The organism is Chitinophagales bacterium, from assembly GCA_040877935.1.
Lineage (GTDB): Bacteria > Bacteroidota > Bacteroidia > Chitinophagales > CAIOSU01 > JBBDNB01.
Window position 1 is genome coordinate 80,300 of record JBBDNB010000008.1, and the last position, 25,406, is coordinate 105,705.

The following is a 25,406-nucleotide window of genomic DNA, read 5'->3' on the forward strand; positions in this document are numbered from 1 at the left end:
CAAATTCATGAAAAACAGCTTTTTTTTGTCCTTAATACTATTGTGTAGTAGCCTATTTCTTCAGGCTCAAAAAACAATGGATTATGAGCATTACCTGAGCAGTTTTCAGGATGCCAATGAGCTTTTTAAGCAAAAAAACTTTGTCCGCGCCAAACAGCTTTTCACCCAACTAAAAGGCACGACTCCTCACCCACTGCCGGTTGACAATTCAAATATGACCCTGCAATCTGCTGCGCAGTTTTACGAAGCTGTTTGTGCATACGAGCTTTTTCAGCCCGATGCAGAAAAGCTCTTACTGGATTATTACAATCATCACTACAAGACATCCTACCACCAAATAGTCCCCTTTTACCTGGGCTCTTATTATTTCAGAGAAAAAAAATATAAAGATGCCCTGGAATATCTCAAAAAGGTCAATGTGCTGGAGCTGGACAATGAATTGCTCACAGAATACAAATTTCAGCTGGGCTATGGCTACTTCAGGGAACAGGAGTTTGACAAAGCATATACCCAGTTCAATGCCATTAAAAACATAAAAGGCAAATACTACTACCCCACCAATTATTACCTGGGCTACATACAGTTTGAAAAAAAACAGTACGATGCCGCTTTGCGCTCATTCGAGCCGCTTAAAGAATCTAAGGTCTATCAGAAAATCATTCCTTATTACCTGGCGCAAATCCATTTTTTCGAAAAAGATTATGAAACACTCATTGACTATATCGAAGAGATTGAAGGCGACAGAAATGTGAAGTATCAGGAAGAACTCGGGCAACTTGCAGGCCAGGCATATTATGAGCAAAAAGACTATGCCAAAGCATTGCCCTATTTAGAAGATTATGCAAAGCAAAGCCGCAGCTTGAGAGAATCGGATGTTTACCAGCTCGGATTTGCACACTACAAAAACAAAGACTGGCCGGCTGCCATTAAGTATCTTGAAAGACTGGACAGCAGAGAAGACAGCCTGGGGCAAAATGCACTCTACATACTTGCAGATTGCTATATGCAGGAAGGCAACAAAACCAATGCGCGCAGTGCCTATCAAAAAGCTGCGGAAATTGGTATTGATCCCAAAATCAATGAGTACAGCCATTTTAATTATGCCCGGCTTTCCTATGAACAAGGTTTTTTGAATGAAGCACTGGAAAGTCTGCAAAATTTTATCAGAGACTATCCAAACAGTGACCTCACTGTTGAAGCAAAAGAAATTCTCACAGAAATACTCCTGAACAGCAGAAACTATGCCCAGGCACTTCAAATAATTGAAAGCATTTCAAACCCTTCCAATAGAGTAAGGGCAGCCTATCAGAAAGTAGCCTATTTCAGAGCGCTTGAACATTATAATACCGGGGATTATGAAAAAGCCATTTTGCTTTTTAATACTTCTCATAAAAATCCAATTGACGAACAAATTAAAGCGGAAACCTACTTCTGGAAAGCTGAAGCACTCTATGCACTTGACAGATATGCTGACGCCATTAAAGAATACGATAATTTCAACTGGCTGGCTTCAAGTAACAAGCTTGAAAACTCAGCTTCACTTGTAGCACAATCAAGTTATTCTGCCGGCTATGCTTATATCAAATTGGACGATTATCCTGCTGCTCGTCCCTATTTTGCCAAAAGCATAGAAAATCTTGAAAAATCCAGAAACAGCGATTTGGTCAATAAAATATACAGCGATGCTATTTTACGCTTTGGCGACTGCTATTTTATTATGAGAAATTATCCCAAAGCGGCCGAGCAATACAATATTATAGTTGACAGAAAACTCAAGGGCGCGGACTACGCATTGTATCAAAAAGCAATCATAGCTGGGCTCAATGGAGAATATGATAAGAAAATCACCCTGATCAATCAGATTCAAAACAGTTATGCTCAATCTCTTTATCTGGATGATGCGCTTTTCGAAAAAGGCAAAACACTTATAAATACCGGGCGGGCAAATGAAGCTGTAACTGTTTTCAAAAACATTACTCAAAATATGCCAAACAGTAAATATGCTCCAGAAGCGTATTTGAAGCTTGGATTGATCTATTACAATACCGATAAAATCAGGGAAGCACTGGAAAGTTACAAAAGTGTGTTGGACAAATATCCCAAAAGCAGCTATGCAAAAGAGGCACTGCGCGGTGTAAAGGATATTTCTGTAAGCGAAGGCAATCCTGATATTTACTTGAGTATGGTGAAAAACAGGGCTGGATTTAACGTAAGTGAAGCTGCTCAGGACTCTTTGCTTTACGAGGCAGCTGAGGCACAATTCGTCAGCGGTAAAACAGACAAGGCCATTGCCGGTTTTGAAAAATACCTTGAAAGCTATCCGAATGGATTCAACAGCACTTCAGCTCATTTTTACCTGGGAGAAAGTCTATACAAGAAAAATGAGTTTGACAAAGCACTGGAAAATTATAAAGTAGTCATAGAAAGCGGTGAAAATAAATTTTTAGAAAAAGCCCTGGCTAAAGCTTCTAAAATTTCATTTGAGCGGGTAAAAGATTTTAATCTATCTTATGATTACTTCAAGAAATTGCTGGAAATAGCTTCTTTTAAAGAAAATACAAAATCTGCGCATGTAGGGCTTTTGCGCAGTGCATATAAAACAGACAATTTCAGGGATGTGAAAACAGAAGCCATGTATATCCTGAACAACAAGGCTCAGTTCAATCAGGGAGATGTGGAAGAAGCCAAATATTACCTGGCTAAAATACTTTACAAAGAAAATGAGATCAGCAAAGCAAAAAACCATTTTGAAGAATTAAGCAAGATTAATTCAGAATACGGTGCTGAATCTATTTTCAGGCTTGGTGAAATTGCTTTTAACAATAAAGATTACGAAGCTTCTATGAATGAATGTTTCCGGCTTATAGAGGAAATGCCTTCTTATGAAAAATGGCGGGTAAAAGCTTTTATACTGCTGGCGGAAAATTATGCTGCACAGAAAAATTATTTCCAGGCCAAAGCAACTTTAGAAAGCATTATCAATAATTATTCCGGTGAAGAATTGAAGCAGGAAGCACAACTGAAATTAGAGAATATCAAAAAACAGGAAGCTGCAGAAAGTGACCGAATACAAATCAAATCTGATACAAGCAATGTATTTAATTCAGATACCAGTGAACAAATTGAATTTATAGAACCCGAAAATCAAAACGATGAAGTGGACGATTTTTAATGGCATATTCATCAGCCTGATTGTTCTGAATCCGCTCTTCGCACAAGATACTGATCAGCAAAGAGACAGAGATGATTTGGGCAATGAACAGGTAGAAGTGGTCAAGGAATTCAACCCTATGGTCAGTGATGCCGTAAAGGAAAAATTTCGCGCTTCACTCCCCGAATACAAAGGTGAGAAGCTGGAGTTTATTTATGATGATGCCCCTGAAAGAGTCATTGTTTTTCCTTTTAGCCCTGAAGCGGCCAAACCACTGTCCATCCCGAGTCAGAAGGCTGAAAATTTTGCTTCCTCATACATTAAAGCCGGATTTGGAACGCAGCTCAGTCCATTGGTAGAGGTACTTTTTAACGAAGGTAAAAAAGGAAAGAATGATGGGAAATTCGAAAAAATGAACTACGGTGCGTTTTTCAGGCACCATTCAGCACGCGCCAGTAAAATTGAGCACCAGGATTTTTCAGAGAATTACGGGAAAGTATTCAACAACATGTATTTTAAAAATGCACGTTGGAACACAGAGCTCAGCTACAAACGCGATGCGGTGTTTTACTACGGACACAATATTGCCTCAGACACCTCTTTTGCGCGAAAAGACATCAAACAGCACTACAATGATTTTAATGTAAAAACCCAGGTGCTGAATACCCAAAACAACAAAAAAGCCTTCAATTATCAGGTCGATCTGGAATTTGATTATTTCAGTGACAGGCGGGATATGAAGGAATATTTTATAAACTTCGACATTGCTACTGAGAAAATTTTTAAGGAAAAACATTTCCTAAAGATCAATTTCAGCGAAGATTATTCTGCATTGGACAGAAGTGCGGGGCAGCTCAACAGAAATATTGCCAGCCTGGCGCCAAAATATGAATTCAACGACCAAACCTGGCGGGTTTTCGGTGGTGTGAATTTCACCTATGAAGACAAGACTTTTCACGTTTTCCCAGATTTAGGACTGGAACGGCAATTGTGGAAGGAATACATCCTTTTCTACAGTGGCTGGAAAATGGAACTGCGCAAAAATAGTTTTCGCTCCTTTGCCAGAGACAATCCCTGGGTTGGTGAAGATTTCACATTACTCAACACACGTGTTGAAGACCGTTTTATGGGCGTGAAAGGTAAAGTGGGCAAATTTTATTACAATGGAAAGTTGGCACAAAAAGCCATTCGCAAATTACCTGTATTTATCAATGACAGCACACGCAATATGCAAACATTTGATGTGCTCTACGACAGAAAAACCAATATTTTAAATCTCCACATAGAATTGTCCTATGATATAAATAAAAACATTGGTTTTGATTTTTTTGGAGACTATTACATGTATGAAATGGATCAGATCAGAAAGGCATATCACCTTCCGCGCTTTGATATCCACTTCCTGGCACGCTACAATTATGGCGATAAGGTATTTATCAACTTCGATATGTTTGCCCGCGATGGCGTTTATGCTCTGATACCCGGCAATGAAGATATCCGCCTGAAAGGTTTTGCTGATTTTAACATCAGGGGCACTTACAAGTTTTCCGATTATTTGTCTTTCTTTGCCGACTTTAATAATATTGCCTCAATGAAATACCAGCGTTATTATTTATACCCTGGTTATGGATTTAATTGTAAATTAGGTGGTATTTTAACTTTCTAAATAAATCAGATGGAGAAGTACAATGAAATAAACAAGCTGATAAAGGAATTGCTTCGCAGTCAAGATTGTGTTGTAATCCCCGGTTTTGGTGCTTTTATCTGTACGACTGAATCGAGCAGGATCGACAAGAAAACAAATTTTATTCTGCCTCCTCAGAGAGTGATCTCCTTCAACAGAAGTTTACAAAGAAATGATGCTATTCTGACTAAGCAATATGCGGCACAAAAACCCTGTTCCTATGCTGCCGCCCTGGTAGAAATTGATTTATATGTCAATCACATTAAAACTGAACTGGAGAAAAATAAAACCTATACAATTCCAGAAATCGGGAGTTTTCAATTGGAAAACGAGGGAAGATTGGTCTTTAAATCAACAGATGTTTCGATTCAACCGCTGGAGTCATACGGATTAAGACCTGTACATATTGCTGAACCTGTTACCAAGCAGAAGGAAACGGCACCTGTAGAACAAGAAGCAAAAACTGCTGTAGCTACAGAAACACCAACACCAAAAACTTTTCTTGCAGAAAAGAAAGAAAAAAGGGAGAAACGCAAAACAGAAAAATCAGAGAAAAATCAAAGCAGGAAATATGCACTGGGTTTTGTTATAGCGGCATTGATACTGCTTTCACAATTGGTGCTGTGGGATATTCATCCAAAAGGTCTGGAGTTAAGTTCATTGAATCTACTGAATTTTAATCCTATAGAACACAGTGAAATTTTAAGCAAAGAAAAAGCGGAAGTTACAGCAACAGCTTTAAAACCAGACTTTGAGGTACAAAGCTATATTGCAATTCCTGAAATTAGTGATGCCTCTATTGACCAGGGCTATTATATTGTATTGGGAGCTTTTTCAAAATGGAAATATGCCAATCGCTTAGGTCAAAAACTGAAAAATAGTGGTTTTGAAGCAGAGCTTATTCGCAACGAAAACAATCTGATTCGAGTGGCCGTTCCTGTGGGTGCTTTTCAGGAAAATGCAGTGGACAATCTCACTTTTTTCAAATCTGCCTGGAATGAACAGGCCTGGCTGCTGGAGAATCGGATTTAACCTGCTCTTCTTATTTTCGCAGTCAATTAACAATAGTAAATGCATTCCGAATCACTATTTGCCGAAACAGCCGATGGAGAAAAACTGCACCTCAAACGTTTTTATACCGATGAAGACAAGCCAGCAGTATTTCTGCTACACGGCTCTATAGAAAACGGGAAAATATTTTATTCAAAATCAGGAAAGGGCTTAGCTCCCTGGCTGGCCAAACAGGGATTTGATGTATTTGTGGGCGATATCCGGGGCAGGGGAAAAAGCCAACCAAAGATCTCCAAGCACAGTAAGCACGGGCAATGGGAGATTATCACAATTGATATTCCGGTTTTTTTGGACAAAATCAGGAAAATAAAAGGCAATGTGCCCGTTTCAGCAATTGCACATTCCTGGGGTGGCGTATTATTGTTGGCATACATTGCAAGACATAAAAATCACCCGATAGATAAAATGGTGTTTTTTGGCAGCAAACGCAGGATATCGGTTTTCAATAAAGATCGATTGATAAAAATAGACTTGGTATGGAATTTTACGGGCTATATCATCAGTTTGTTCAAAGGTTATTTCCCCGCTGTGGAATACAATATAGGTGCTGACAATGAATCGCGTAAATATTTCCAGGAACTGAACCACTGGATTTACTGCAAAAAATGGATTGATCCCAGAGATGGGTTTGATTATAACAAAGCTCTCAAATCCATAACTACCCCTCCTACACTTTATCTTACCGGAACTGACGACCGCTGTCTGGGACACCCCACTGATGTAAAACTACTGATGGACGAAGCCAATAACGAGGGAGATCAATTTCATCTGCTGGGAAAAGCCAATGGTCATAAAAAGGACTATGGCCACATTGATACCCTTACCGACCCTGGAGCTGTTGAGGATATTTTTCCGTTGGTGGTGGGGTGGTTGAAGAAAATTAATTGAGTTTGTCTATCAAACTTCAGTATCTGATTAATTTAAGTAACTTACATTAGCGTTGGTAAAAGTTTAAAATCAAGTATATTAGCAGCATGGCAAATGAAGTAAATGAACCTCAATTGGAATTGTTCAAAACTGAAACGAACAATAAAAAAATAAATTTAACTTCAACCTTTGCTGATAATATGAAATTGCCTATACACAGGTGGTACAGATATACAGCAGGCTTTTCAGGACCTTGGGTTAGAGAATTAATTAAAAATGAAAATGGGCAAAATGTACTTGATCCATTCGGTGGCTCAGGCACAGTTATGCTTGAAGGTGAATTTGCAGGTATCAATACGATTGGAATTGAAGCTCATCCATATATTTACAAAATTGCAAGAGCAAAACTGTCTTGGCAAATTGACCCCAAAGAGTTTAAAGACGCTGCAAGAAATATGCTCCAAAGAGCCAAAGAAAAGAAAATCAATAAATCTGAATATCCTAAACTGATTGAGAAGTGTTACCCTATTGAAATTCTAAAAAAATTAGAAGCTCTGAAAGAAGCTTGGTTCGAATCAACGGACAGCACCGAATTAAAAGAGCTCAATTGGTTTGTAATAACAGCAATTCTCCGAATTACCTCTCCAGTAGGAACTGCTCAGTGGCAATACGTTCAGCCTTCAAAAACTAAAGGAAAAGTAATTGACGCGTTTCATGCTTTTGAAGCAAAAGTATATGAAATGGCTCAAGACATGCAAAATATGCAAAGAAGGTATCCAAATGCAACAAGAAGTGAAGTTTTCATGGAAGACGCTCGAAATATGCCTTCTGTCCCAGATGATTGGGCTGACTTGGTCATAACCTCACCGCCCTATGCAAACAACTATGATTATGCTGATGCAACAAGATTAGAAATGACTTTTTGGGGAGACATTAAGGGGTGGGGAGATTTACAGGAAAAGGTCAGAAGGTTTTTAGTTACTGCTTGTACACAACATGTGACAAATCTCAAGGATAAGGCTGATGAAATTTTAGAATCACCATTATTAACCCCTATTCGGCAAGAAATCAAAGATGTTTACAATGAATTAGCAAAAACGAGACTTACAAGGGGCGGTAGAAAGAATTATCACTTGATGATAATTGCTTATTTCAATGACTTGGCAAAAGTATTTCATGAATTACGAAGGGTTACCAAAAAAGACTGTAAAGTTTGTTTTGTTATTGGAGATAGTGCACCTTATGGTGTTTATGTCCCTGTAGATAAATGGTTGGGCGAACTAGCAGTTTATGCAGGCTTTGATTCTTACGAATTCGAAAAACTAAGGGATAGAAACACCAAATGGAAGAATAGAAAACACAGAGTTCCTTTACACGAAGGAAGACTTTGGATAAACGGATAATGGCAAAATCACCAGCACATAAATGGGGGCAAATTATTGGGGACTTTCTCGAAAAAGTCTTTTCAACAGAACTTGTAAAATTTGCCAGGAAGCACAAATTATATTTGGACACTCAGGGAGAACGACCAGCAAGGACAGGGAAAAAAGTGAGTTGGATTGACTCTTTTGAAAATTCGCATGACTTAGATTTTGTTCTTGAACGTAATGGGACCAAAAATAAAATCGGGGATCCAGTTGCATTTATCGAAAGTGCATGGAGACGTTATACAAAACATTCCCGGAACAAAGCGCAAGAAATTCAAGGGGCTATTCTTCCTCTCGTTGCAACACACAAAAATTATGCTCCCTTTATGGGGGTAATGTTAGCTGGTGAATTTACAGGGGGAGCTTTGAACCAATTAAAATCACTTGGTTTCAATGTTCTATATTTTCCATATGACCTTATTCTCCAAGCCTTCAAAAAGTATGGTATTGACGCAAGTACAGAAGAGAATACAACTGAAAAAGACTTTCAAGATAAAATCAATAAATGGGAGAATTTCGATAAAAAGAGGAATTTAGCTCGGTATCTACTTAAATTAAACAAACAGGAAGTTGATACATTTTTTGAAAATCTTGAAAAAGCAGTTTCCAGGTTTATTGAGTCAATTAGTGTTTTACCCTTGCACGGAGCGTCCTCAACCTTGCCCACAGTGAAAGAAGCAATTGACTTTATTGAAAGTTATCAAAATAAAAACGGAAGCCTGCCTGTCTTGAAATACGAGATAGTTGTGCGATATAACAACAAAGATAAGGTTGAAGGCATATTTAACTCCAAAGAGTCGGCAATTGAGTTTCTTGAATCGTATGCTGCACCTAAACCAAAATAACATTCAAGAAATGACCTTATAATCATAAATAATTTCACTTTAGTCAGCTAACTTTTAGTGAATGCCCTATCCCAAGAAAAAAATAAAAGTGCCGCGCTTTGAGGAAGCTGCCGGTTTTTACACTACGGCTAAGCGTTCAAAAATCATGAGCAAAATCAAGGGTAAGAATACCAAGCCCGAATTGATTTTTAGGAAGGCACTGTGGAAAGCGGGCCTTAGATATAGAATCAATAATAAATTGCCCGGTAAACCTGATATTTCTATCAAAAAATACAAATTGGCCATATTTATTGATGGGGAATATTGGCATGGCTATAATTGGAAAGAGCGCAAAAAGAAGATTAAGAAAAACAGGAAATTCTGGATCCCGAAAATTGAGCGGAATATGCAGCGAGACAGGGAAGTCAATGAAGAGCTGAAGGAAATGGGCTATACCGTTTTCAGGTTTTGGAGCAATGAAATCAAAACAGATCTGGACAGGTGCATTGACGATATTTTAATATTTATTGCAACGGGAAGCAATGATTGGTGAGAACATTCCAATTCCAATTCCAAATTCTAACTTCTATTTTCTAATTTCTAACCTCTAACTTCTATATTCTAATCTCCAAAATTCTCAACCCTCCTTCAAAGATTGCATATCAATCACAAAGCGGTATTTCACATCTGCTTTTACCACGCGATCCCAGGCCGTGTTGATGTCTTGTATTTTTATCATTTCCACATCGGGCAAAACATTGTGCTCCCCACAAAAATCAAGCATTTCCTGGGTTTCAGGTATGCCTCCAATCAAGGAACCGGCAATGTTTTTCCTTTTAAAGACAAGCAAACCACCATGCACATTTTCCAACGGTTCTATCGCCCCAACCATTACCATGGTCTTATCTCGTTTTAGCAAATTCAAATAAGGGTTTACATCGTGGCCTACAGGAATAGTGTTCAATAAAAAATCAAAGGAATTGTACTGTTCTTTCATTGCAGCAGCATCAGTGGAAAGCAAAATTTCATCCGCGCCCAGAGCTTTAGCATCATTGGTTTTTTCCGGTGAACGTGTAATCATCACTACATGTGCCCCCATGGCATGGGCAAATTTTATTCCCATGTGCCCGAGGCCGCCCAATCCAATTACTCCAACTTTATCTCCCTTTTTCACTTCCCAATGGCGCAGTGGCGACCAGGTGGTAATTCCTGCACACAACAACGGTGCTACTTTGGCAGTATCTAAATTTTCAGGTATGCGCAATACAAAATCTTCATCCACCACTATTTTCTCGGAATAACCTCCAAAGGTGTGGCCTCCTGTATGAGGATCGGGACTACCATATGTAAAAGTCATGCCATTTTCACAATACTGCTCCAGGCCTTCTTCGCAAGAACTGCAAGTTCTGCACGAATCAACCAAACAACCTACTCCAACTAAATCACCGGCTTTAAAATTGCTTACTTCGCCACCCACGCCTATCACTTTTCCTATGATTTCATGGCCCGGCACTACGGGATATTCCACTGCGCCCCATTCCTCTCTGGCGGTGTGAATATCGCTGTGGCAGACCCCACAATACAAAATTTCAATTTGTACATCTTTACCTGTCAATGTCCTTCGTTCAATATTCAGTTGTTCTAAATCTTTCCTAGCGGATTTTACTCCGTATGCTTTTACTTTTTCCATTTTGCTTTCTTTTAGTACAATAATAATGAATTGATCACAGCTCTATGAAACAATAAATTAATTGCTGTGAACAAATGCAATGACAGCTCAAATTTGAGACATTAAAAAAATCTGTAAAAAAACAGGCGAAGTCTTTTTTAGTTCTAAAAAAAAGCTTAACTTGAATTTATCAGACAAGTTCTTAGACAATAATAAAGACATAGGCTTTCAGGCCTAAACCCATGCAGGTGATAAAAGTTTGTGAAACTTAACACTTACCATTAAAGGGGCGTTTGAAGCAGTTAGAGCGGGCCTCAATTCATCTTCGGATGGATTCTTTCAGGAGACAAGAGGATTATCGACCTGTTTCTGCAAACCTAAACCTGATTTCCAGAGGTTTCAACGAACCTCCTTATCACCTGTGTGGGTTTATTTATTTTGTCAAATCTATCCGCTCCGATCCTTTAAATTTCATAATATAATCCGGGCCTAATAAGCCCGAAGGTGTTTGATAGCCCACTTTAAAATTACCTTCACTTACTTCAATTGCAATATCAGTGGCTGTTTTAGCGGTTAAAGTATAGCCCTCAAGTGTTTTTTGCACAGTAATAAATTCATTTCCTGCATTGTCCGTTACTTTGCCCCAGAAATAACTATGTGTCTTTTTTCGAGTTTTCTCATCAGGTCCTTCAGGCTTTTGCTCTACTTTTTTTCTTAAATAATTTTTCACAAATTCTTTTCGCAAGAGCCATGAAAGCCGTCTGCCCCACTTTAAACTGGAAAGCATTTTAGGATCCATACCCATAAATACTTCAATATCTGGAATACCTGTACTGCGATAGGCAGTAGAAATATCTCCCCAGGGAATAGCTGCACATTCTTGTTGCAACCAGTGGAAATTGATTTTTTTCACTTTGTGATCTACCGGCACACGCATCAATTGATGGTCTTGTCTGATCATTCCTCCATAACCAAGGCCTTCTATAGCACTTTTAGCAGTTCCTCTTGAAACCCCTCCTCCATCAGAAGTAAAGGCCAGTTGCAAGTTAATTGCAGTTGGCAAACGCTCAACAAGATGCTTAGCCAGACAATCTGAAGGAACAACATCAAATCCAACACCGGGCATTAACATAATTCCCGCAGCCTTTGCTTTATCATTCCATTCTGCCATTTGTTCAAAAACCTGAAATTCACCGGTAATATCCAGATAATGGGTTTTAGAGAGCATGCAGCCCTGTGCCATAATATTTGCGGTATGTATAAAAGGACCTGCACAGTGCAAAACCACATCTACTCTTTTCAATGCCTTGGCAACCTCATTTTTATCTTTTAAATCAAAAACCCTGTAGGGCCAGTCGTATTTCACAGCAAGGGCTTTCAGAGGTTCTTCCCTCCTGCCTGCAAGAATAGCTTCAGCTCCCTGTGCATTAAATTCTTCAATAATAAGCTTACCGGTGTAACCATAAGCACCGTAAATCAGTATAACAGGCATAGTACTTTGTTTCATAAGTTGAAATAAAGCTAAAATTTAAGAAAAAAAAGGATGATGAACTTATACAGTCGTGAAGAATATGTGGAAAGACGCAAAATGCTTCGGTGGTTTCTTGACCAGGTGAATACTGATAATATGCGCAGTAGTGAAACTGATGAAATGATTGGTTTTGTAATTGATCAGCTGGGCTTGAGTTTCAGCGATCTTGAAATTATCTGCATTAGTCCTGACTCATACAATATAGCAGCATTTGAAGACGAGGAAGAGAAATGGGTATTTTATTATCAATTTCTTTCGGCAATGAATTTTGAGAAAAATCTATCCGCTAAAGAATCTGAAATTTGTAGGCTTATCGCATTCAAACTAGAAATGGAAGAGAACTTTGTAAATGCCTTATTGACCATTTTACCTCAATACATCAGGAGAAAGATTCCAGACACTGTGATAAAACATTCGGTTGGAGCCATTAAAAAAAGTATGGTTGCCGCTGCAATGGTGGTTCCAATAGGTTATGTAATTGGAATGAGCTATTCCTAAAATGAATACCGATCATCATCCTGAAGATATTATTGCTTATCATCGGGCAATTCGAACCGAATAGGCAAAATCTGCTTAACGGCAACTTTCTCTCCCTTGTGTTCTCCGGGAATCCATTTTGGCATTGATTTTACAACGCGCAAGGCTTCATCATTCAAATCTGAATAAATGCCCTTTTCAATTTTGGCATTTCGCACACTGCCATCTTTAGCCACTACAAAAGAAACCTGAACAGTTCCTTCAATTTTCATATCCTTAGCATTGCCGGGATATTTCACTTCTCTGCTGATGTATTCAATAAGCTTTTCATTCCCGCCTTTGTATTCAGGCATTTTATCAGCATTGGTCAGCGGAGTATCTTTATCTGATTCATCATTATCTCCCTGTAATAGCTCAGCACAGCCTGTAATGAACAAAGAGCATACAATCAATATTGTAAATCTATAGCGCGTTGATAAGCTTTTAAGTAAATATAAACTCAATAACATGACATTCTAATTATACAGAAATATGAGCTGCAAAGATAGAACATCAAAGCAAGAAGATAGAGGAACTAACATAATTTAAGAATTGATAGAACTCTTGCTCAGTACAATCAGGTAATTATTGAAACTATTAATTCAACTCAAACTTTTGCTCTTTGAGCAGATGTCCGTCCTGATAGAAATAAGCAATGTAAGTACCACTTGAGTAGGGGTTGGTTTGATTCCAATACATGCAAACACTTTTACGCTTGCCTTCATACTCAAAAGTTCCTTTGGTAGTATATTGCATTTGCTCTCCTGTTTCAGCAACTACAAATATCCCCGATCCTTCCGATTTTATAGCAACTGTAGCTCCTTCAGGATTAAGTAAACGAAGCAGAATGGTTTTCTCCCCTTTTTCAGCTACCGGATTTTCCGGGATATCAAAACAGAAACGCAATTTATCTGTACGATTAGAGCGGTTGGTCTCTCTTTCACTTCCATTTCCACGTATGCGAATTCCAGTAGCTTCAATATTTTCAGGACGCAATAATGAACCTAAAGCAACTTTTTCGCTCAGTAAGGTTCTTTCAGACTGCAATTGTTTATTGGCCTCTCTTTCAGAAGCAAGATCAGTAGAAAGTGAATCTTTAACAAGAGTAAGGTATTCGACTTCTGCACTTAAAGAATCAATCTGAGCCAAATATGCTTTGTTGTCCTGATTCAATTTAAGGATTTTCTTCTTCAGATAGCTGATCTCATTCAAATTGAGCTTATTTTTACGCATCAATTCTTCAATTTCAGCTTTAGCAGCTGAAAGCTCGGCCACACGCAGTTCCAAGAGACTATCCACTTGAATATACTGACCGGTCATAGAGTCTAATTTCAACTCATTGGCATTCAATTCTGCTTGTACATAATTGTACAATGAATCCAATTCGTTTCGTTCCCCTTCAACTTTTTGCAGTTCTTTTTTTGTGGACCAATGATTGAAAGCAAAGAATCCATTTAAAAGTATTAACAATACTATAAGTACCAGGTAAAATGACTTTTTATTGCCGCCTTCCTGCTCCTCTTGTTGATTGGTGTTATCTACTTCTGCCATAAGTGCTTAATTTAAAGGTTTATATGAGCTCAACAAAGCTAATCTTAATTTATTACTAATTGCGCTTAAAATTATAAATTAAAATACAAAATACAATTGTCTCTATTAATCTTCTGAAAATTCTTTGCAATATGCTAAAGTATCTTCAATAAAATTCACACATTTATAAACTTATAAAGTACTAACTATAATCGATAAGAAAGAATTTTAAAAACCATAAATTAAGGTATTATGCTGAATCAGCTTAAACTTAAAAATGCACTTTTTTTTGACATAGAATGCGTTCCAACAGTAGAGAAATTTGAAGATCTCACTCCTGAATTCCAAGAATTATGGGCACTCAAAGCCAAAAGAATAGACAAAGAAAATGAAAATCCTGCAGCTTTATATTCCCAAAAAGCGGGAATATATGCTGAATTTGGAAAGGTGATATGCATTTCAGCTGGCATCCTCGTTTCTGAAGGCGGGTCACCAAAACTCAGAATCACCTCATTTGCCGATGATAATGAAAAGAAAGTATTGGAAGGGTTCAAAACCTTGTTGGACAAATACTTCAATCAACCGGGGAAACACCTGCTCGTGGGTCACAATATTAAAGAGTTTGACATCCCTTATGTGTGCCGAAGAATGCTTGTTCACGGCATTCAATTGCCTGCTATAATAGATATTGCAGGCAAAAAACCATGGGAAATTGCACATTTAGATACCTTGGAATTGTGGAAATTTGGTGATTATAAAAACTACACCTCACTACGCCTGCTTGCTGCCCTTTTCGATATTCCCACACCAAAAGACGACATTGACGGCAGTCAAGTGGCTTCAGTGTATTATGATGATGGAGATTTAGAAAGAATTCGCATTTATTGTCAAAAAGATGTGCTTACTGTTGTACAGCTCATTCGAAAATATCGGGGAGAAAGTTTGTTGGATGAAACTGAAGTAACAATAGCAGGAGAAGAACATCAAGCGTAATACACCTCTCAAAAACCATTTAGCCTCAATCCCTATTAAATATATTTTGTAAAAGCTTTTCGCAACAATTGCGGATCTACCGTAATGCAGCTTCAGGTAATATGTTAGAAGGCAAGAAAGCACTAGTGTCCATAGCAATCTCACAGCGTGATTTGTTAAAAAATGTTGATTTTAAACAAAGGGGCTTAAACACTGTTAGAAAAACATTTGAAATCTAACTATTAGCATTACCTTTGATCAGCAATAGTATTACTAACTAAATTTAAACCCTAAGATAGAAATTCCATGAAAGACCTCTTCAAACACATTAAAAGTGATCTGCCCGCCAGTATTGTCGTATTTTTTGTTGCCGTTCCCTTATGTCTCGGTATTGCCTTAGCTTCTGGCGCACCGCTTTTTGCAGGTGTAATTGCAGGAATAGTTGGCGGTATAGTAGTTGGGGCAGCAAGTGGATCTCCTTTGGGCGTTAGTGGTCCAGCAGCCGGCCTTGCTGTAATAGTATTAGATGCCATCACCACCATGGGCTCGTGGGAAGCATTTTTGGTAGCAGTAGTATTGGCTGGTGTAATCCAATTGGCAATGGGCTATGCCAAAATGGGAATTATAGCCTATTATTTTCCCAGTTCTGTCATTAAGGGAATGCTCTCGGGAATTGGAATAATCATCTTTTTAAAGCAAATACCCCATGCAATTGGGTATGACGAAAATTACGAAGGAGATTTGTCTTTTGTACAAAGAGATGGAGAAACCACTTTTTCTGAATTGATAAAAATGCTGGATTATATTTCTCCGGCAGCAGTTATTACATCAGTTGTGTGCCTGTTCATTTTAATTTTGTGGGAGGTCGTATTGATGAAAAAACATAAAATTTTCAAAGTAATACAGGGACCTCTTGTAGCGGTGCTTGCTGGAATTGGGTTTAACTTGTTTTTTGCCAGCGGTGCAACTTCATTTAGCTTTTACGACAAACAATTGGTGAGCATTCCAGTAGCAGACGGGGTATCATCATTTTTCGGTCAATTTACCACACCAGATTTTAGCCTTTCCGTATTTACGGATATTAATTTATACTTGATTGCTATAGTATTGGCAATAGTGGCAAGTTTGGAAACTTTACTTTGCGTAGAAGCTACTGACAAATTAGATCCCCATAAAAGAGTAACACCTACCAACCGTGAGCTAAAAGCCCAGGGACTTGGAAATATCGTATCAGGGTTTATTGGAGGTTTGCCCATTACACAAGTGATCGTTAGAAGTTCTGCCAATATCTCCTTTGGTGGCAGGACTAAAATGTCCGCCATCATTCACGGTTTTTTACTTTTGATCAGCATTATTGCAATTCCAGGCATATTGAATTTAATCCCACTTTCTGCACTTGCAGCTATTCTGTTTATAGTGGGTTATAAATTGGCCAAGCCCGAATTGTTTAAGCAGATGTACAAAAATGGCTGGGAGCAGTTTATTCCTTTTATGGCTACCATTGTAGGTATCGTATTTACTGACCTTCTTAAAGGTATTGGAATTGGTATGGCCGTGGGTATATTTTTCGTATTGAAAAACAACTACAAAAATCCGTTCTATTTTACTACAAATGGAGAAAAAGACAAGCACGAGTTTGAAATAAAACTTTCAGAAGAAGTTACTTTCCTCAATAAAGGAAGCATTTTGCAACAACTAAACAATATTCCCAAAGATTCGAAAGTAATTATTGATGGTACTCGATCAAAAGTAATAGCCTTTGATGTTTTGGAAATTATCAGGGATTTTAAAATAAGTGCTAAAGACAAAAACATTGAGTTGGAAATAAAAGGAATTGAAATTTAATTTTTAAATAAAAAAATAAGTAGCAATGAAAAAAACAATGACCAAAGCAAATCAAGAAAATCTTTCGCCAGCAGAGGCCTTGGAGATTTTAAAAAAGGGAAACGAAAAATTCTCCCAATCACTTGGCTACTCGAGTGAGTTGAAGCAACAATTGGAAGATACCGCAAAGGGACAGGCACCTTTTGCCATAGTGCTGGGCTGTATTGATTCGCGCGTGCCCTGTGAAATTATTTTCGATCAGGGAATTGGAGATATTTTCACCTGCCGTGTAGCTGGAAATATTGTAAATGAAGACGTACTGGGAAGTATGGAATTTGCCTGCAAGGCTGCCGGATCGAAATTAATAGTAGTACTTGGCCACAGCAAATGTGGAGCTGTGAAAGGCGCCTGTGATAATGTTGAGCTCGGAAATCTTACTGCCCTGGTGAATAAGATAAAACCGGCTATTGAAGCTGAAACCACTACTAAAGAAAATCGAAATTCGAGCAATGCTGAGTTTGTAGAAAATGTAGCAAAACTCAATGTAGAGCATGTGCTGAAACAAATCAAAGCTAAAAGCCCCGACCTGGCTGAGATGATCAATAGCGGAGCTGTTGGACTTGTAGGAGCCATGTACGATGTAGAGAGCGGAAAAGTAAATTTTTATAACAAAGCTGTTTAGTATATTTTCGCTACTTTGAAATAAGCTGGCAAGAGATATCAATTCAAACCAGGTAAATAGAGGTATTTCTTCAAAACACAGGTTATGTGATGCAGGACGAAGGTATAAAGGTTGTTCTTAATATTGATGACAGACTTTTTCTGAAAGATCCCAATTCTTCTGAAGTGGGCAAAAGCATTATTGAACACAGCATTTTGCTGATCAGTAAAATAGGTTTTGAATCTTTTACTTTTAAAAAATTGGCGAAAAAAATAGGGATTACAGAGCCTTCTGTTTATCGCTATTTTAAAAACAAGCACAAACTGCTTTTTTACCTTTTGTCCTGGTATTGGATTTGGATGAAATACAAAATTGATACAGCTTCCTACAATATTTCATCAGCAGAGCAACGACTGAAAATTGCAATTAAGAAACTTTCCGAGCCGATTGAAAAAGACGACAACTACAAATACATTGATGAAGTAGCACTCTATAACATTGTAATTGCAGAGTCTTCAAAAGTATATCTCACAAAAGAAGTGGATAGGGAAAACAAAGAAGGGCTGTTTAAAAGCTACCAAAGATTATGTCAGCAGATTTCGGACATCATAAAAGAGATCAATCCCGAATACCGCTTTCCTACAGCGCTGGTTTCTACTACTATTGAAAGTTCACACAGCCAGAAATATTTTGCAGAGCATCTGCCCTATCTCACAGAAGTCACAAAAGATCAGATAAAAGACACCACCGAATTTCTCACAGAACTGATTTTGAAAACGATCAAAAATTGATTTTTAAATGCACCACACACTTTGCACTGCATTGTTTGTTCTGCTGGCGAATGTTTTATTTTCACAAAATAATGAAAGTAAGCTGGGCTACTGGCTAATGGGCTTCAACCAAACCCGTTTTCACAAAAACTGGAGTCTGCACAGCGAAATACAATACCGAAGCTATGAAGTGTTGCCCAATACAGAGCAGCTTTTGCTCAGAGGAGGCATCAATTATCATATCAATTCAGAACACTCAGTAACAGCCGGCTATGGCCGTATCCATAATCATGCTTTTGATAAAGATGCAAATCCCGGTATTCAAGTCTCAGAAAACCGGATTTGGCAGCAATACTTGATGCTCAATAACATTAGCCGGGTCTTTTTTCAGCACCGCTACCGAATTGAACAAAGATGGCTAAAAACAGAACATTCGAGCAATTACCTCAATCGCTTCAGATATTTCCTGCGTGTTAGTGTTCCCATAAATAATGCTGAGTTGAAAGCTAAAACACTCTATTTAACACTTTACGATGAAATTTTTATACATATAGATGAGCAGCCTTTTGACAGAAATCGCTTGTATGGTGCCTTGGGTTTCAGGTGGACTTCAATGCTGTCCATTGAAGTCGGATACCTTGCTCAAACTACTGCAACAACACAACACCTGCTTCAAACTGCTGTTTTTTACAATATTGATTTCAGAAAAAGGGATAAATAATTTTAGAAGGCAAATTATTTATAAGACAATTGCCTTTTCAAAGAATCACTCAGGTAACAAAGGCTAATGTGCAGTCTTATTTTTCCTCCGGGAATCCGAAATATATTTTTCCTACTCTAACAATAAGATATTCAAGACTATGTATTCTACTTGGGGGAAAATTATTTTTTTGCGCTTTTCACTTAAAACTTTCTAAGTCTTTTACCGTAAAAGAACACATCTAATATTCAAAAGCAAATCAAATGAGCATTTCTTTCATAGACAAATTATTCAAGGATGGCTCAAGAACCAACTATAAGCTCATATTTTCATTAGCATGTGTCTTATATTTTTCTTTTGGTATTTTTATCAATATACTGAATACTGAAGGAAATGATCCACTGTGGATGCGACTGGGACTAAGTCTGATTGGATTATCTACAGTTGCCTACTCTTACAAATCAGCCTGGGCAAATAAAAATTTCGAGACCCTGCTGACCTTCATCATGTTCATGTTCAATTTCCACTTCTACTATCTCCTGCTAATAAATGATTTTGATCCGGGTTACAAAATGGGGCTGCTTGTAGGAGTTGTGTCAACCCTTATTTTTATCAACAACAAAAAAATACTTAGCGCATACATCCTCTTTAATGTACTGGAATTTACTTTTTTAGTAGCCCTAACACAACAGTTCAACTGGCCTAATACAACTTTGGGCTTTCTGATTTTCACTGTTCTGATACTGGGATATTTGACCAATAACGAGCGCCAGGCAGCATTTGTAAAACTCCGGTCGAATGAAGCACTTTTAAAATCCATTAACAATAATGTGTTGCACGGTATTTACAGGATGGACGCACATCATCATCTTATATACTGCAACGAGCACTTTTTAAGCATGCTCGGCTTTCGTAAAATGGAAAATATCAATAAACAGAATTACCCTATCAATTTCGCACAAAAAACCACTTGCAATAATTTTTTGTGGGCTATGGAAAGGAATGAAACTGTAAGAAATAAAGAAGTATTGCTGCTGAAAAAAAACGGGCAGGCATTTTGGGCCATTATTAGCCAAACACCTGTGTGTGATTCAAGGGGCAATGTCATTTATTATGACGGCTCTATCATAGACATTTCAGAGCAAAAGAAAACAGAAAAAGACCTGCAAATATTCTCAGCGGCTATCAATTACTCTCCCTCTGCTGTTGTAATTCTTGAAAAAGACGGCTGCATTAAATATGCGAACCCGGAATTTGTGAACTTCACGAAAACACCTGACAACGAGGTGGAAGGACGTAAAATTTGGGAATTTGGTTTAAAAGGAGAAAAAAACCTTAAAAAGCTGGTCGAAAAAATGAACAATGGAAAAAACTGGAAGGGCGAGATCAGTTTTATTGACAATCAGAACCAGATAAAAACCCACCTGGCTAGTATTGCACCTATTATAGGGGATAAAAATCAGGTATTAAACTATGTGCTTGTTTCAGAGGATATTACTGCTATGAAAGAAAAAGAGCGCGAACTCAATTTTGCTAAAGAACTGGCTGAAGATGCTATGAAAGCCAAGGAACATTTCCTTTCTACTATGAGTCACGAGTTGCGTACTCCTATGAATGCAGTTATCGGATGTACCAATTTACTGATGGATCAAAATCCTGACAAGGAAGAACAGGAAAATCTGGAAATCCTGAAATTTTCTGCAAATAATCTATTGGCTATTATCAATGATATTCTTGATTTATCGAAAATTGATGCAGGAAAATTAAGCTTGAGCAATGAGGCATTTGACCCAAGGAAACTCTTTAGCAAGATCGAAAAGCTACATTCTGTAAGTGCTAAGGAAAAAGAAATAGCACTTGAACTGCATTTCGATAAAAATATTCCTCAGCAATTTAATGGTGATCCTAACAGACTCAATCAAATATTGAACAACCTAATTTCTAATGCCATCAAATTTACCCATAAAGGCAAAGTGAGCATACATGCAAATTGTAATTTCAATAAAAACAACAAAGCAGAACTCACTGTAAAAGTAAAAGACAGTGGTATTGGTATTCCAAAAGAAAAACAGCAAAACATCTTTGACAGCTTTACACAGGTTCACTCTCACAAGAACGACAAGCTCTATGGAGGAACTGGGCTGGGACTTACCATCACAAAAAAACTTATAGAACTTCAAAATGGAAGTATCAGTATTGAAAGCAAAGTAGGTAAAGGTTCAGAATTTACTTTCACACTTCCTCTGAGTTACAGTCAGGTTGGAGTAAAAGAAGCTGTAAAAGAACTGAACAGCAACAAGAAGTCACTGAAAGGGATACATATACTCGTTGTGGAAGACAATCCTATCAACAGGAAAATCGCTACCCGCTTTTTAGAAAAATGGGACATTACAATAAGTATAGCTGAAAATGGTGTTCAGGCCATTGACAGCATAAAAGAAAACACTCCCGATTTGATATTGATGGATCTTCAAATGCCTGTAATGGATGGATATGAGGCTACCAAAAAGATTCGCAAAATCAGAAATGCCAAAATCAAAAAACTACCTATCATAGCACTTTCAGCATCAGCTACTACCGTTGAGAAAAAACGCGCTATAGAAAGTGGTGTAAATCATTACATCACAAAACCTTTCAAGCCCGAAGAATTGAGAAGTAGTATAGAAAAGCTTGTACTCAAAAAAGTAAATGCCGCTTGATTCCCCGCTCCCCTATCCGATAATTATACTTTTATTTTGGCTGTGTAAACCCCTTATAATTTTAACCCTCATTATGCAATTGAAAAGCAATTGCATAATTTGACGAATGAAAATCAATAATTTATCATGAAACGAACATGCCAAAAAATTTTGGCATACATGAGCTTATTAAAATTTTTTGGTATTGTGAGTTCCCTGCCTTTGCCGAAACAGCTAGTACAGGCAGGCATCTGACCGCTAAAAATAAATTTTAAACAGATGAAATGGAAAATACCAAAATGGTGATTTTCATTGTCATGGTGAAACCTGTACAGGTTTTACACTAAAATAAGCAGCAAGTATTTCAATCACAGCTTTATTGGCTTTGTTTCCCTCAGCAGGTACATTGACCTTTACTTTTAATCCATTACCAAATTCACTTACTTCTGGCTTTTTGGCATTGGGAATGACTTTAATTTTAATTATATTTTCAGGCATAATGTAAAGTTATGGCTTTATATTCCTTCGATTATATTAAACCTCCTGTGAGTCTGACACATCCCTTGGGTAGTCCGGCATGACAATAAAAATCACAGTGGAACAAGAATCAGCTATGAAATCATACAAAGTATTCTATCATTGACACACCAGGTTCTGTAATTGAACTTGAAAGAATACTGAATAAACACGCTGCCAAAGCTTGGGAATTGAAAAGCATTACAAATAATACAGAATTAAGTACCGGCCTTTTGAGCAGTGAAAACTACAGTTCCGTACTTGTAGTTTTGGAAAAAGAAAAAGACCGCTCCAGTTAATGAAGCAGTCTTTCAGGTTGTTAAGCGATTTGTTGTTTTAATCTACTTTTTCACAATAGTATTGGCTTGCATGGTTACTGCACCATTTCTCGCCAATGCCCTGCCATCAAGCGTTGCACCAGTATCAAAAGTGATAGATTCAAGTGCCATAACTGTACCTTTCATAACAGTAGTCGTTCCAAAACTTGCAGAACTGGATACTTGCCAAAAGATATTTGATGCCAAAGCACCACCACTAAGAATAACTTTACGTCCGGGCGTTGTAGTAAACGTAGATGCTATTTGAATGATAAAAGTAGCATTTGCATTTCCCTTTGCATCAAAAGTAAGATCTCCTGAAGAAATCTCAAGTGATGAAGTGGATTTGTATAGTCCTGGTGTAAGTGTAAGACCACCTATATTTCCATTTAAAGCAACTATATCCGTGGAAGTTCTTCCGGCAGCATCATTGTAAGCTGCTGTTAAATCCAGCTTTGCAAGATCTGTCAATGGCGTATTAATGTATTCTGTGCCATTTAATATTCCGGGAGGAAATCCATCGACCGAAGAACCTGGGTCTAATCCAAGATCACCGGTAATAGTTGTTTCACCGGTATTGGTAATGGCCGAACCACCAAGCACTGCAAATGTAGAAGCGGATGTTCCCAGCGATACTTTATCTTGATTATCTTTTTGTGAAGGAATCTCAAAAGGATTGTCTTTATTCCCAACAGTTGTATCATCGTCTTTTTTGCACCCGTAAAGCAACACTGCCGCTACCATTACAAGGGTTGTTAATAATTTTTTACTTGTCATTTTATTAGAATTTTTGTTCCCACTATTTGTGGACTTGTGTGAATAATTTCACAGCATGAAGTTGCATACCTTTTAACCTTTAATCTTACACAATTTTAGAAAAGAGTTACATCATTCACACATAATCCAGAGTAACAAGCAGAGTTCGGAATACAGTGAAACCATGAACAGTCTCACGAAAAAAAACCGCTCCAAAACTAATTGAAGCGGTTTTTCAGATTTATAATATGGGATTAACCCATTACATCATTCCGGGCATTCCGCCACCCATTCCGGGCATTCCACCACCGGCAGGCATTCCGCCTCCACCTTCATTCTCCTCTGGCTTGTCCACGATTACCGTTTCGGTAGTCAATACCATTCCGGCAATAGAGGAAGCATTTTCAAGTGCTATACGGGTCACTTTCTTAGGATCGATTACACCAGTTTCAAAAAGGTTTTCATAGGTTTCGGTTCTGGCATTGAATCCATAATCACCTTTGCCTTCTTTCACTTTTTGAACTACGATAGAACCTTCAACACCCGCATTGCTAGCAATTTGGCGCAATGGTTCTTCAATTGCTCTTCTGATGATATCCACACCTGTTTTCTCATCTGCATTTACGGTTTTCACTTTATCCAATACCAATAAAGATCGGATAAAAGCTGTACCACCACCTGCTACGATACCTTCTTCAATAGCGGCACGGGTAGCATGTAGTGCATCATCCACACGGTCTTTCTTCTCTTTCATTTCAACTTCAGAAGCTGCACCCACATAAATTACAGCAACGCCTCCGGCCAATTTAGCCAAACGCTCTTGTAATTTTTCCTTGTCGTAATCAGATGTAGTGTTTTCAATAGAAGCTTTGATTTCTTCCACTCGTGCTTTGATGGCTTTGTCATCTCCGGCACCGTTAACTACAGTGGTATTGTCTTTATTGATCACTACTTTTTCAGCAGTTCCCAACATGTCAACTGTTACTTCTTCCAATTTGTGACCCAATTCTTCGGTAACAACTTCTCCACCAGTAAGGATGGCCAAATCGCGCAACATTTCCTTTCTTCTGTCGCCAAAGCCAGGAGCTTTCACAGCAGCTACTTTCAATGATCCACGGATTTTATTCACTACCAATGCAGTCAATGCCTCACCTTCCAAATCTTCAGAAATGATCAACAACGGACGTCCACTTTGATTTACAGCTTCCAATACTGGAAGTAAATCTTTTAGATTGGAAATCTTCTTGTCGTGAATCAAGATGTAAGGGTTTTCCAATTCTGCTTCCATTTTCTCTGTATCGGTTACAAAGTATGGAGAAAGGTAGCCTCTGTCGAACTGCATACCTTCTACGGTATCAACATAAGTTTCAGTTCCTTTGGCTTCTTCTACGGTAATCACACCTTCGCGACCTACTTTCTGCATGGCCTTGGCAATGAATTTACCAATTTCAGAATCGTTATTAGCAGAAATTGTAGCCACTTGCTCTATTTGCTTAATGTCATCGCCAATGGTTTTCTTTTGCTTATCAAGATCGGCAACAATAGAAGCAACAGCTTTGTCCATTCCTCTTTTCAAATCGATCAAGTGCGCACCTGCTGCAACTGATTTCAAACCACGCGTAATTATGGCTTGAGCCAAAACTGTTGCGGTAGTTGTACCATCACCTGCTAGGTCAGAAGTTTTAGAAGCCACTTCTTTTACCAATTGAGCACCCATGTTTTCAATTGGATCTTCCAGCTCAATTTCCTTTGCTACCGTTACACCATCTTTGGTAATGGTAGGTGCACCGAATTTTTTATCAATTACCACATTTCGCCCTTTGGGGCCCAATGTTACTTTTACTGCATTTGCCAAAGCATCAACGCCTCTCTTGAGACCATCTCTTGCTTCCGCATCGTATTTAATTAGTTTTGCCATTTTATTGATTATTTTTTAATTGGT

At 38.1% G+C, this 25,406-nt stretch carries 22 protein-coding genes; 15 read left to right on the forward strand and 7 right to left on the reverse strand.

The window, feature by feature from the left end; all coding sequences use genetic code 11:
• The first annotated feature begins 7 nt into the window (after nucleotides 1-7).
• From WD048_01985 to WD048_02015, 7 genes are all read left to right on the forward strand, one after another.
• On the forward strand, nucleotides 8-3,172 hold the full coding sequence (locus WD048_01985) for a tetratricopeptide repeat protein (GenBank protein MEX0810955.1): 3,165 nt from the start codon (nucleotides 8-10) through the stop codon (nucleotides 3,170-3,172).
• Nucleotides 3,153-4,817 carry a hypothetical protein gene (locus tag WD048_01990; GenBank protein ID MEX0810956.1) on the forward strand — a complete coding sequence of 555 codons (1,665 nt, stop codon included), beginning with the start codon at nucleotides 3,153-3,155 and terminating at the stop codon, nucleotides 4,815-4,817. The genes WD048_01985 and WD048_01990 overlap by 20 nt, the downstream gene beginning before the upstream one ends.
• A 9-nt stretch (nucleotides 4,818-4,826) precedes the next feature.
• Nucleotides 4,827-5,867: an SPOR domain-containing protein gene (locus WD048_01995; GenBank protein ID MEX0810957.1), complete on the forward strand. Its 1,041-nt coding sequence runs from the start codon at nucleotides 4,827-4,829 to the stop codon at nucleotides 5,865-5,867.
• Nucleotides 5,868-5,906: 39 nt separating this feature from the next.
• Entirely contained in the window at nucleotides 5,907-6,794 is an 888-nt protein-coding gene (locus WD048_02000) for an alpha/beta fold hydrolase (GenBank protein ID MEX0810958.1), read from the forward strand.
• Nucleotides 6,795-6,880: 86 nt separating this feature from the next.
• On the forward strand, nucleotides 6,881-8,176 hold the full coding sequence (locus tag WD048_02005; protein ID MEX0810959.1) for a DNA methyltransferase: 1,296 nt from the start codon (nucleotides 6,881-6,883) through the stop codon (nucleotides 8,174-8,176).
• Nucleotides 8,176-9,045, forward strand: coding sequence for a hypothetical protein (locus tag WD048_02010; protein MEX0810960.1), 870 nt, complete (start codon nucleotides 8,176-8,178; stop codon nucleotides 9,043-9,045). The genes WD048_02005 and WD048_02010 overlap by 1 nt, the downstream gene beginning before the upstream one ends.
• Nucleotides 9,046-9,106: 61 nt before the next feature.
• Entirely contained in the window at nucleotides 9,107-9,577 is a 471-nt protein-coding gene (locus WD048_02015; GenBank protein MEX0810961.1) for a very short patch repair endonuclease, read from the forward strand.
• An 84-nt stretch (nucleotides 9,578-9,661) separates the two neighbouring features.
• Here the strand turns inward: WD048_02015 and WD048_02020 are convergent, their stop codons facing one another.
• Together WD048_02020 and WD048_02025 are read right to left on the reverse strand one after the other, a co-directional pair.
• Nucleotides 9,662-10,714, reverse strand: a complete 1,053-nt coding sequence (locus tag WD048_02020) for an NAD(P)-dependent alcohol dehydrogenase (GenBank protein MEX0810962.1) — start codon at nucleotides 10,712-10,714, stop codon at nucleotides 9,662-9,664.
• Nucleotides 10,715-11,126: 412 nt separating this feature from the next.
• Nucleotides 11,127-12,200 (reverse strand): saccharopine dehydrogenase NADP-binding domain-containing protein, encoded by a 1,074-nt coding sequence (locus WD048_02025; GenBank protein MEX0810963.1) that lies wholly within the window; start codon nucleotides 12,198-12,200, stop codon nucleotides 11,127-11,129.
• A 36-nt stretch (nucleotides 12,201-12,236) separates the two neighbouring features.
• Between WD048_02025 and WD048_02030 the strand changes: the two genes are divergently transcribed.
• Entirely contained in the window at nucleotides 12,237-12,722 is a 486-nt protein-coding gene (locus WD048_02030; GenBank protein ID MEX0810964.1) for a hypothetical protein, read from the forward strand.
• 29 nt (nucleotides 12,723-12,751) lie between these two features.
• On the opposite strand, the gene WD048_02035 is transcribed toward WD048_02030, so the two are convergent.
• Nucleotides 12,752-13,210 (reverse strand): energy transducer TonB, encoded by a 459-nt coding sequence (locus WD048_02035; protein MEX0810965.1) that lies wholly within the window; start codon nucleotides 13,208-13,210, stop codon nucleotides 12,752-12,754.
• Nucleotides 13,211-13,337: 127 nt separating this feature from the next.
• Entirely contained in the window at nucleotides 13,338-14,291 is a 954-nt protein-coding gene (locus WD048_02040; protein ID MEX0810966.1) for a hypothetical protein, read from the reverse strand.
• A gap of 231 nt (nucleotides 14,292-14,522) precedes the next feature.
• Here WD048_02040 and WD048_02045 point away from each other — a divergent pair, with 231 nt between their 5' ends.
• From WD048_02045 to WD048_02070, 6 genes are all read left to right on the forward strand, one after another.
• On the forward strand, nucleotides 14,523-15,263 hold the full coding sequence (locus WD048_02045; protein ID MEX0810967.1) for a 3'-5' exonuclease: 741 nt from the start codon (nucleotides 14,523-14,525) through the stop codon (nucleotides 15,261-15,263).
• 285 nt (nucleotides 15,264-15,548) lie between these two features.
• Nucleotides 15,549-17,087, forward strand: coding sequence for a SulP family inorganic anion transporter (locus WD048_02050; GenBank protein ID MEX0810968.1), 1,539 nt, complete (start codon nucleotides 15,549-15,551; stop codon nucleotides 17,085-17,087).
• Between the two features lie 25 nt (nucleotides 17,088-17,112).
• A complete protein-coding gene (locus tag WD048_02055) occupies nucleotides 17,113-17,748 on the forward strand; it encodes a carbonic anhydrase family protein (protein ID MEX0810969.1) in 636 nt (211 codons plus the stop codon).
• An 89-nt stretch (nucleotides 17,749-17,837) separates the two neighbouring features.
• Complete coding sequence (locus WD048_02060; protein ID MEX0810970.1) at nucleotides 17,838-18,518, forward strand: TetR/AcrR family transcriptional regulator; 681 nt, start codon at nucleotides 17,838-17,840, stop codon at nucleotides 18,516-18,518.
• 7 nt (nucleotides 18,519-18,525) lie between these two features.
• On the forward strand, nucleotides 18,526-19,218 hold the full coding sequence (locus WD048_02065; protein ID MEX0810971.1) for a DUF2490 domain-containing protein: 693 nt from the start codon (nucleotides 18,526-18,528) through the stop codon (nucleotides 19,216-19,218).
• A 242-nt stretch (nucleotides 19,219-19,460) separates the two neighbouring features.
• Nucleotides 19,461-21,896 (forward strand): ATP-binding protein, encoded by a 2,436-nt coding sequence (locus WD048_02070; GenBank protein MEX0810972.1) that lies wholly within the window; start codon nucleotides 19,461-19,463, stop codon nucleotides 21,894-21,896.
• A gap of 294 nt (nucleotides 21,897-22,190) precedes the next feature.
• Here the strand turns inward: WD048_02070 and WD048_02075 are convergent, their stop codons facing one another.
• A complete protein-coding gene (locus WD048_02075) occupies nucleotides 22,191-22,373 on the reverse strand; it encodes a DUF167 domain-containing protein (protein ID MEX0810973.1) in 183 nt (60 codons plus the stop codon).
• A 161-nt stretch (nucleotides 22,374-22,534) separates the two neighbouring features.
• On the opposite strand from WD048_02075, the gene WD048_02080 reads away from it, so the two are divergent.
• Complete coding sequence (locus WD048_02080; GenBank protein ID MEX0810974.1) at nucleotides 22,535-22,690, forward strand: DUF4177 domain-containing protein; 156 nt, start codon at nucleotides 22,535-22,537, stop codon at nucleotides 22,688-22,690.
• A gap of 42 nt (nucleotides 22,691-22,732) precedes the next feature.
• On the opposite strand, the gene WD048_02085 is transcribed toward WD048_02080, so the two are convergent.
• Entirely contained in the window at nucleotides 22,733-23,485 is a 753-nt protein-coding gene (locus WD048_02085; GenBank protein ID MEX0810975.1) for an ice-binding family protein, read from the reverse strand.
• Between the two features lie 241 nt (nucleotides 23,486-23,726).
• Nucleotides 23,727-25,382: a chaperonin GroEL gene (gene groL / locus WD048_02090; protein MEX0810976.1), complete on the reverse strand. Its 1,656-nt coding sequence runs from the start codon at nucleotides 25,380-25,382 to the stop codon at nucleotides 23,727-23,729.
• Nucleotides 25,383-25,406: the final 24 nt, after the last annotated feature.

Bases quoted from the DNA above. Each gene is read 5' to 3' on its own strand.
- WD048_01985 (MEX0810955.1), top strand. From the start codon at position 8: ATGAAAAACAGCTTTTTTTTGTCCTTAATACTATTGTGTAGTAGCCTA.
- WD048_01990 (MEX0810956.1), top strand. From the start codon at position 3,153: ATGAAGTGGACGATTTTTAATGGCATATTCATCAGCCTGATTGTTCTG.
- WD048_01995 (MEX0810957.1), top strand. From the start codon at position 4,827: ATGGAGAAGTACAATGAAATAAACAAGCTGATAAAGGAATTGCTTCGC.
- WD048_02000 (MEX0810958.1), top strand. From the start codon at position 5,907: ATGCATTCCGAATCACTATTTGCCGAAACAGCCGATGGAGAAAAACTG.
- WD048_02005 (MEX0810959.1), top strand. From the start codon at position 6,881: ATGGCAAATGAAGTAAATGAACCTCAATTGGAATTGTTCAAAACTGAA.
- WD048_02010 (MEX0810960.1), top strand. From the start codon at position 8,176: ATGGCAAAATCACCAGCACATAAATGGGGGCAAATTATTGGGGACTTT.
- WD048_02015 (MEX0810961.1), top strand. From the start codon at position 9,107: ATGCCCTATCCCAAGAAAAAAATAAAAGTGCCGCGCTTTGAGGAAGCT.
- WD048_02020 (MEX0810962.1), bottom strand. From the start codon at position 10,714: ATGGAAAAAGTAAAAGCATACGGAGTAAAATCCGCTAGGAAAGATTTA.
- WD048_02025 (MEX0810963.1), bottom strand. From the start codon at position 12,200: ATGAAACAAAGTACTATGCCTGTTATACTGATTTACGGTGCTTATGGT.
- WD048_02030 (MEX0810964.1), top strand. From the start codon at position 12,237: ATGATGAACTTATACAGTCGTGAAGAATATGTGGAAAGACGCAAAATG.
- WD048_02035 (MEX0810965.1), bottom strand. From the start codon at position 13,210: ATGTTATTGAGTTTATATTTACTTAAAAGCTTATCAACGCGCTATAGA.
- WD048_02040 (MEX0810966.1), bottom strand. From the start codon at position 14,291: ATGGCAGAAGTAGATAACACCAATCAACAAGAGGAGCAGGAAGGCGGC.
- WD048_02045 (MEX0810967.1), top strand. From the start codon at position 14,523: ATGCTGAATCAGCTTAAACTTAAAAATGCACTTTTTTTTGACATAGAA.
- WD048_02050 (MEX0810968.1), top strand. From the start codon at position 15,549: ATGAAAGACCTCTTCAAACACATTAAAAGTGATCTGCCCGCCAGTATT.
- WD048_02055 (MEX0810969.1), top strand. From the start codon at position 17,113: ATGAAAAAAACAATGACCAAAGCAAATCAAGAAAATCTTTCGCCAGCA.
- WD048_02060 (MEX0810970.1), top strand. From the start codon at position 17,838: ATGCAGGACGAAGGTATAAAGGTTGTTCTTAATATTGATGACAGACTT.
- WD048_02065 (MEX0810971.1), top strand. From the start codon at position 18,526: ATGCACCACACACTTTGCACTGCATTGTTTGTTCTGCTGGCGAATGTT.
- WD048_02070 (MEX0810972.1), top strand. From the start codon at position 19,461: ATGAGCATTTCTTTCATAGACAAATTATTCAAGGATGGCTCAAGAACC.
- WD048_02075 (MEX0810973.1), bottom strand. From the start codon at position 22,373: ATGCCTGAAAATATAATTAAAATTAAAGTCATTCCCAATGCCAAAAAG.
- WD048_02085 (MEX0810975.1), bottom strand. From the start codon at position 23,485: ATGACAAGTAAAAAATTATTAACAACCCTTGTAATGGTAGCGGCAGTG.
- groL (MEX0810976.1), bottom strand. From the start codon at position 25,382: ATGGCAAAACTAATTAAATACGATGCGGAAGCAAGAGATGGTCTCAAG.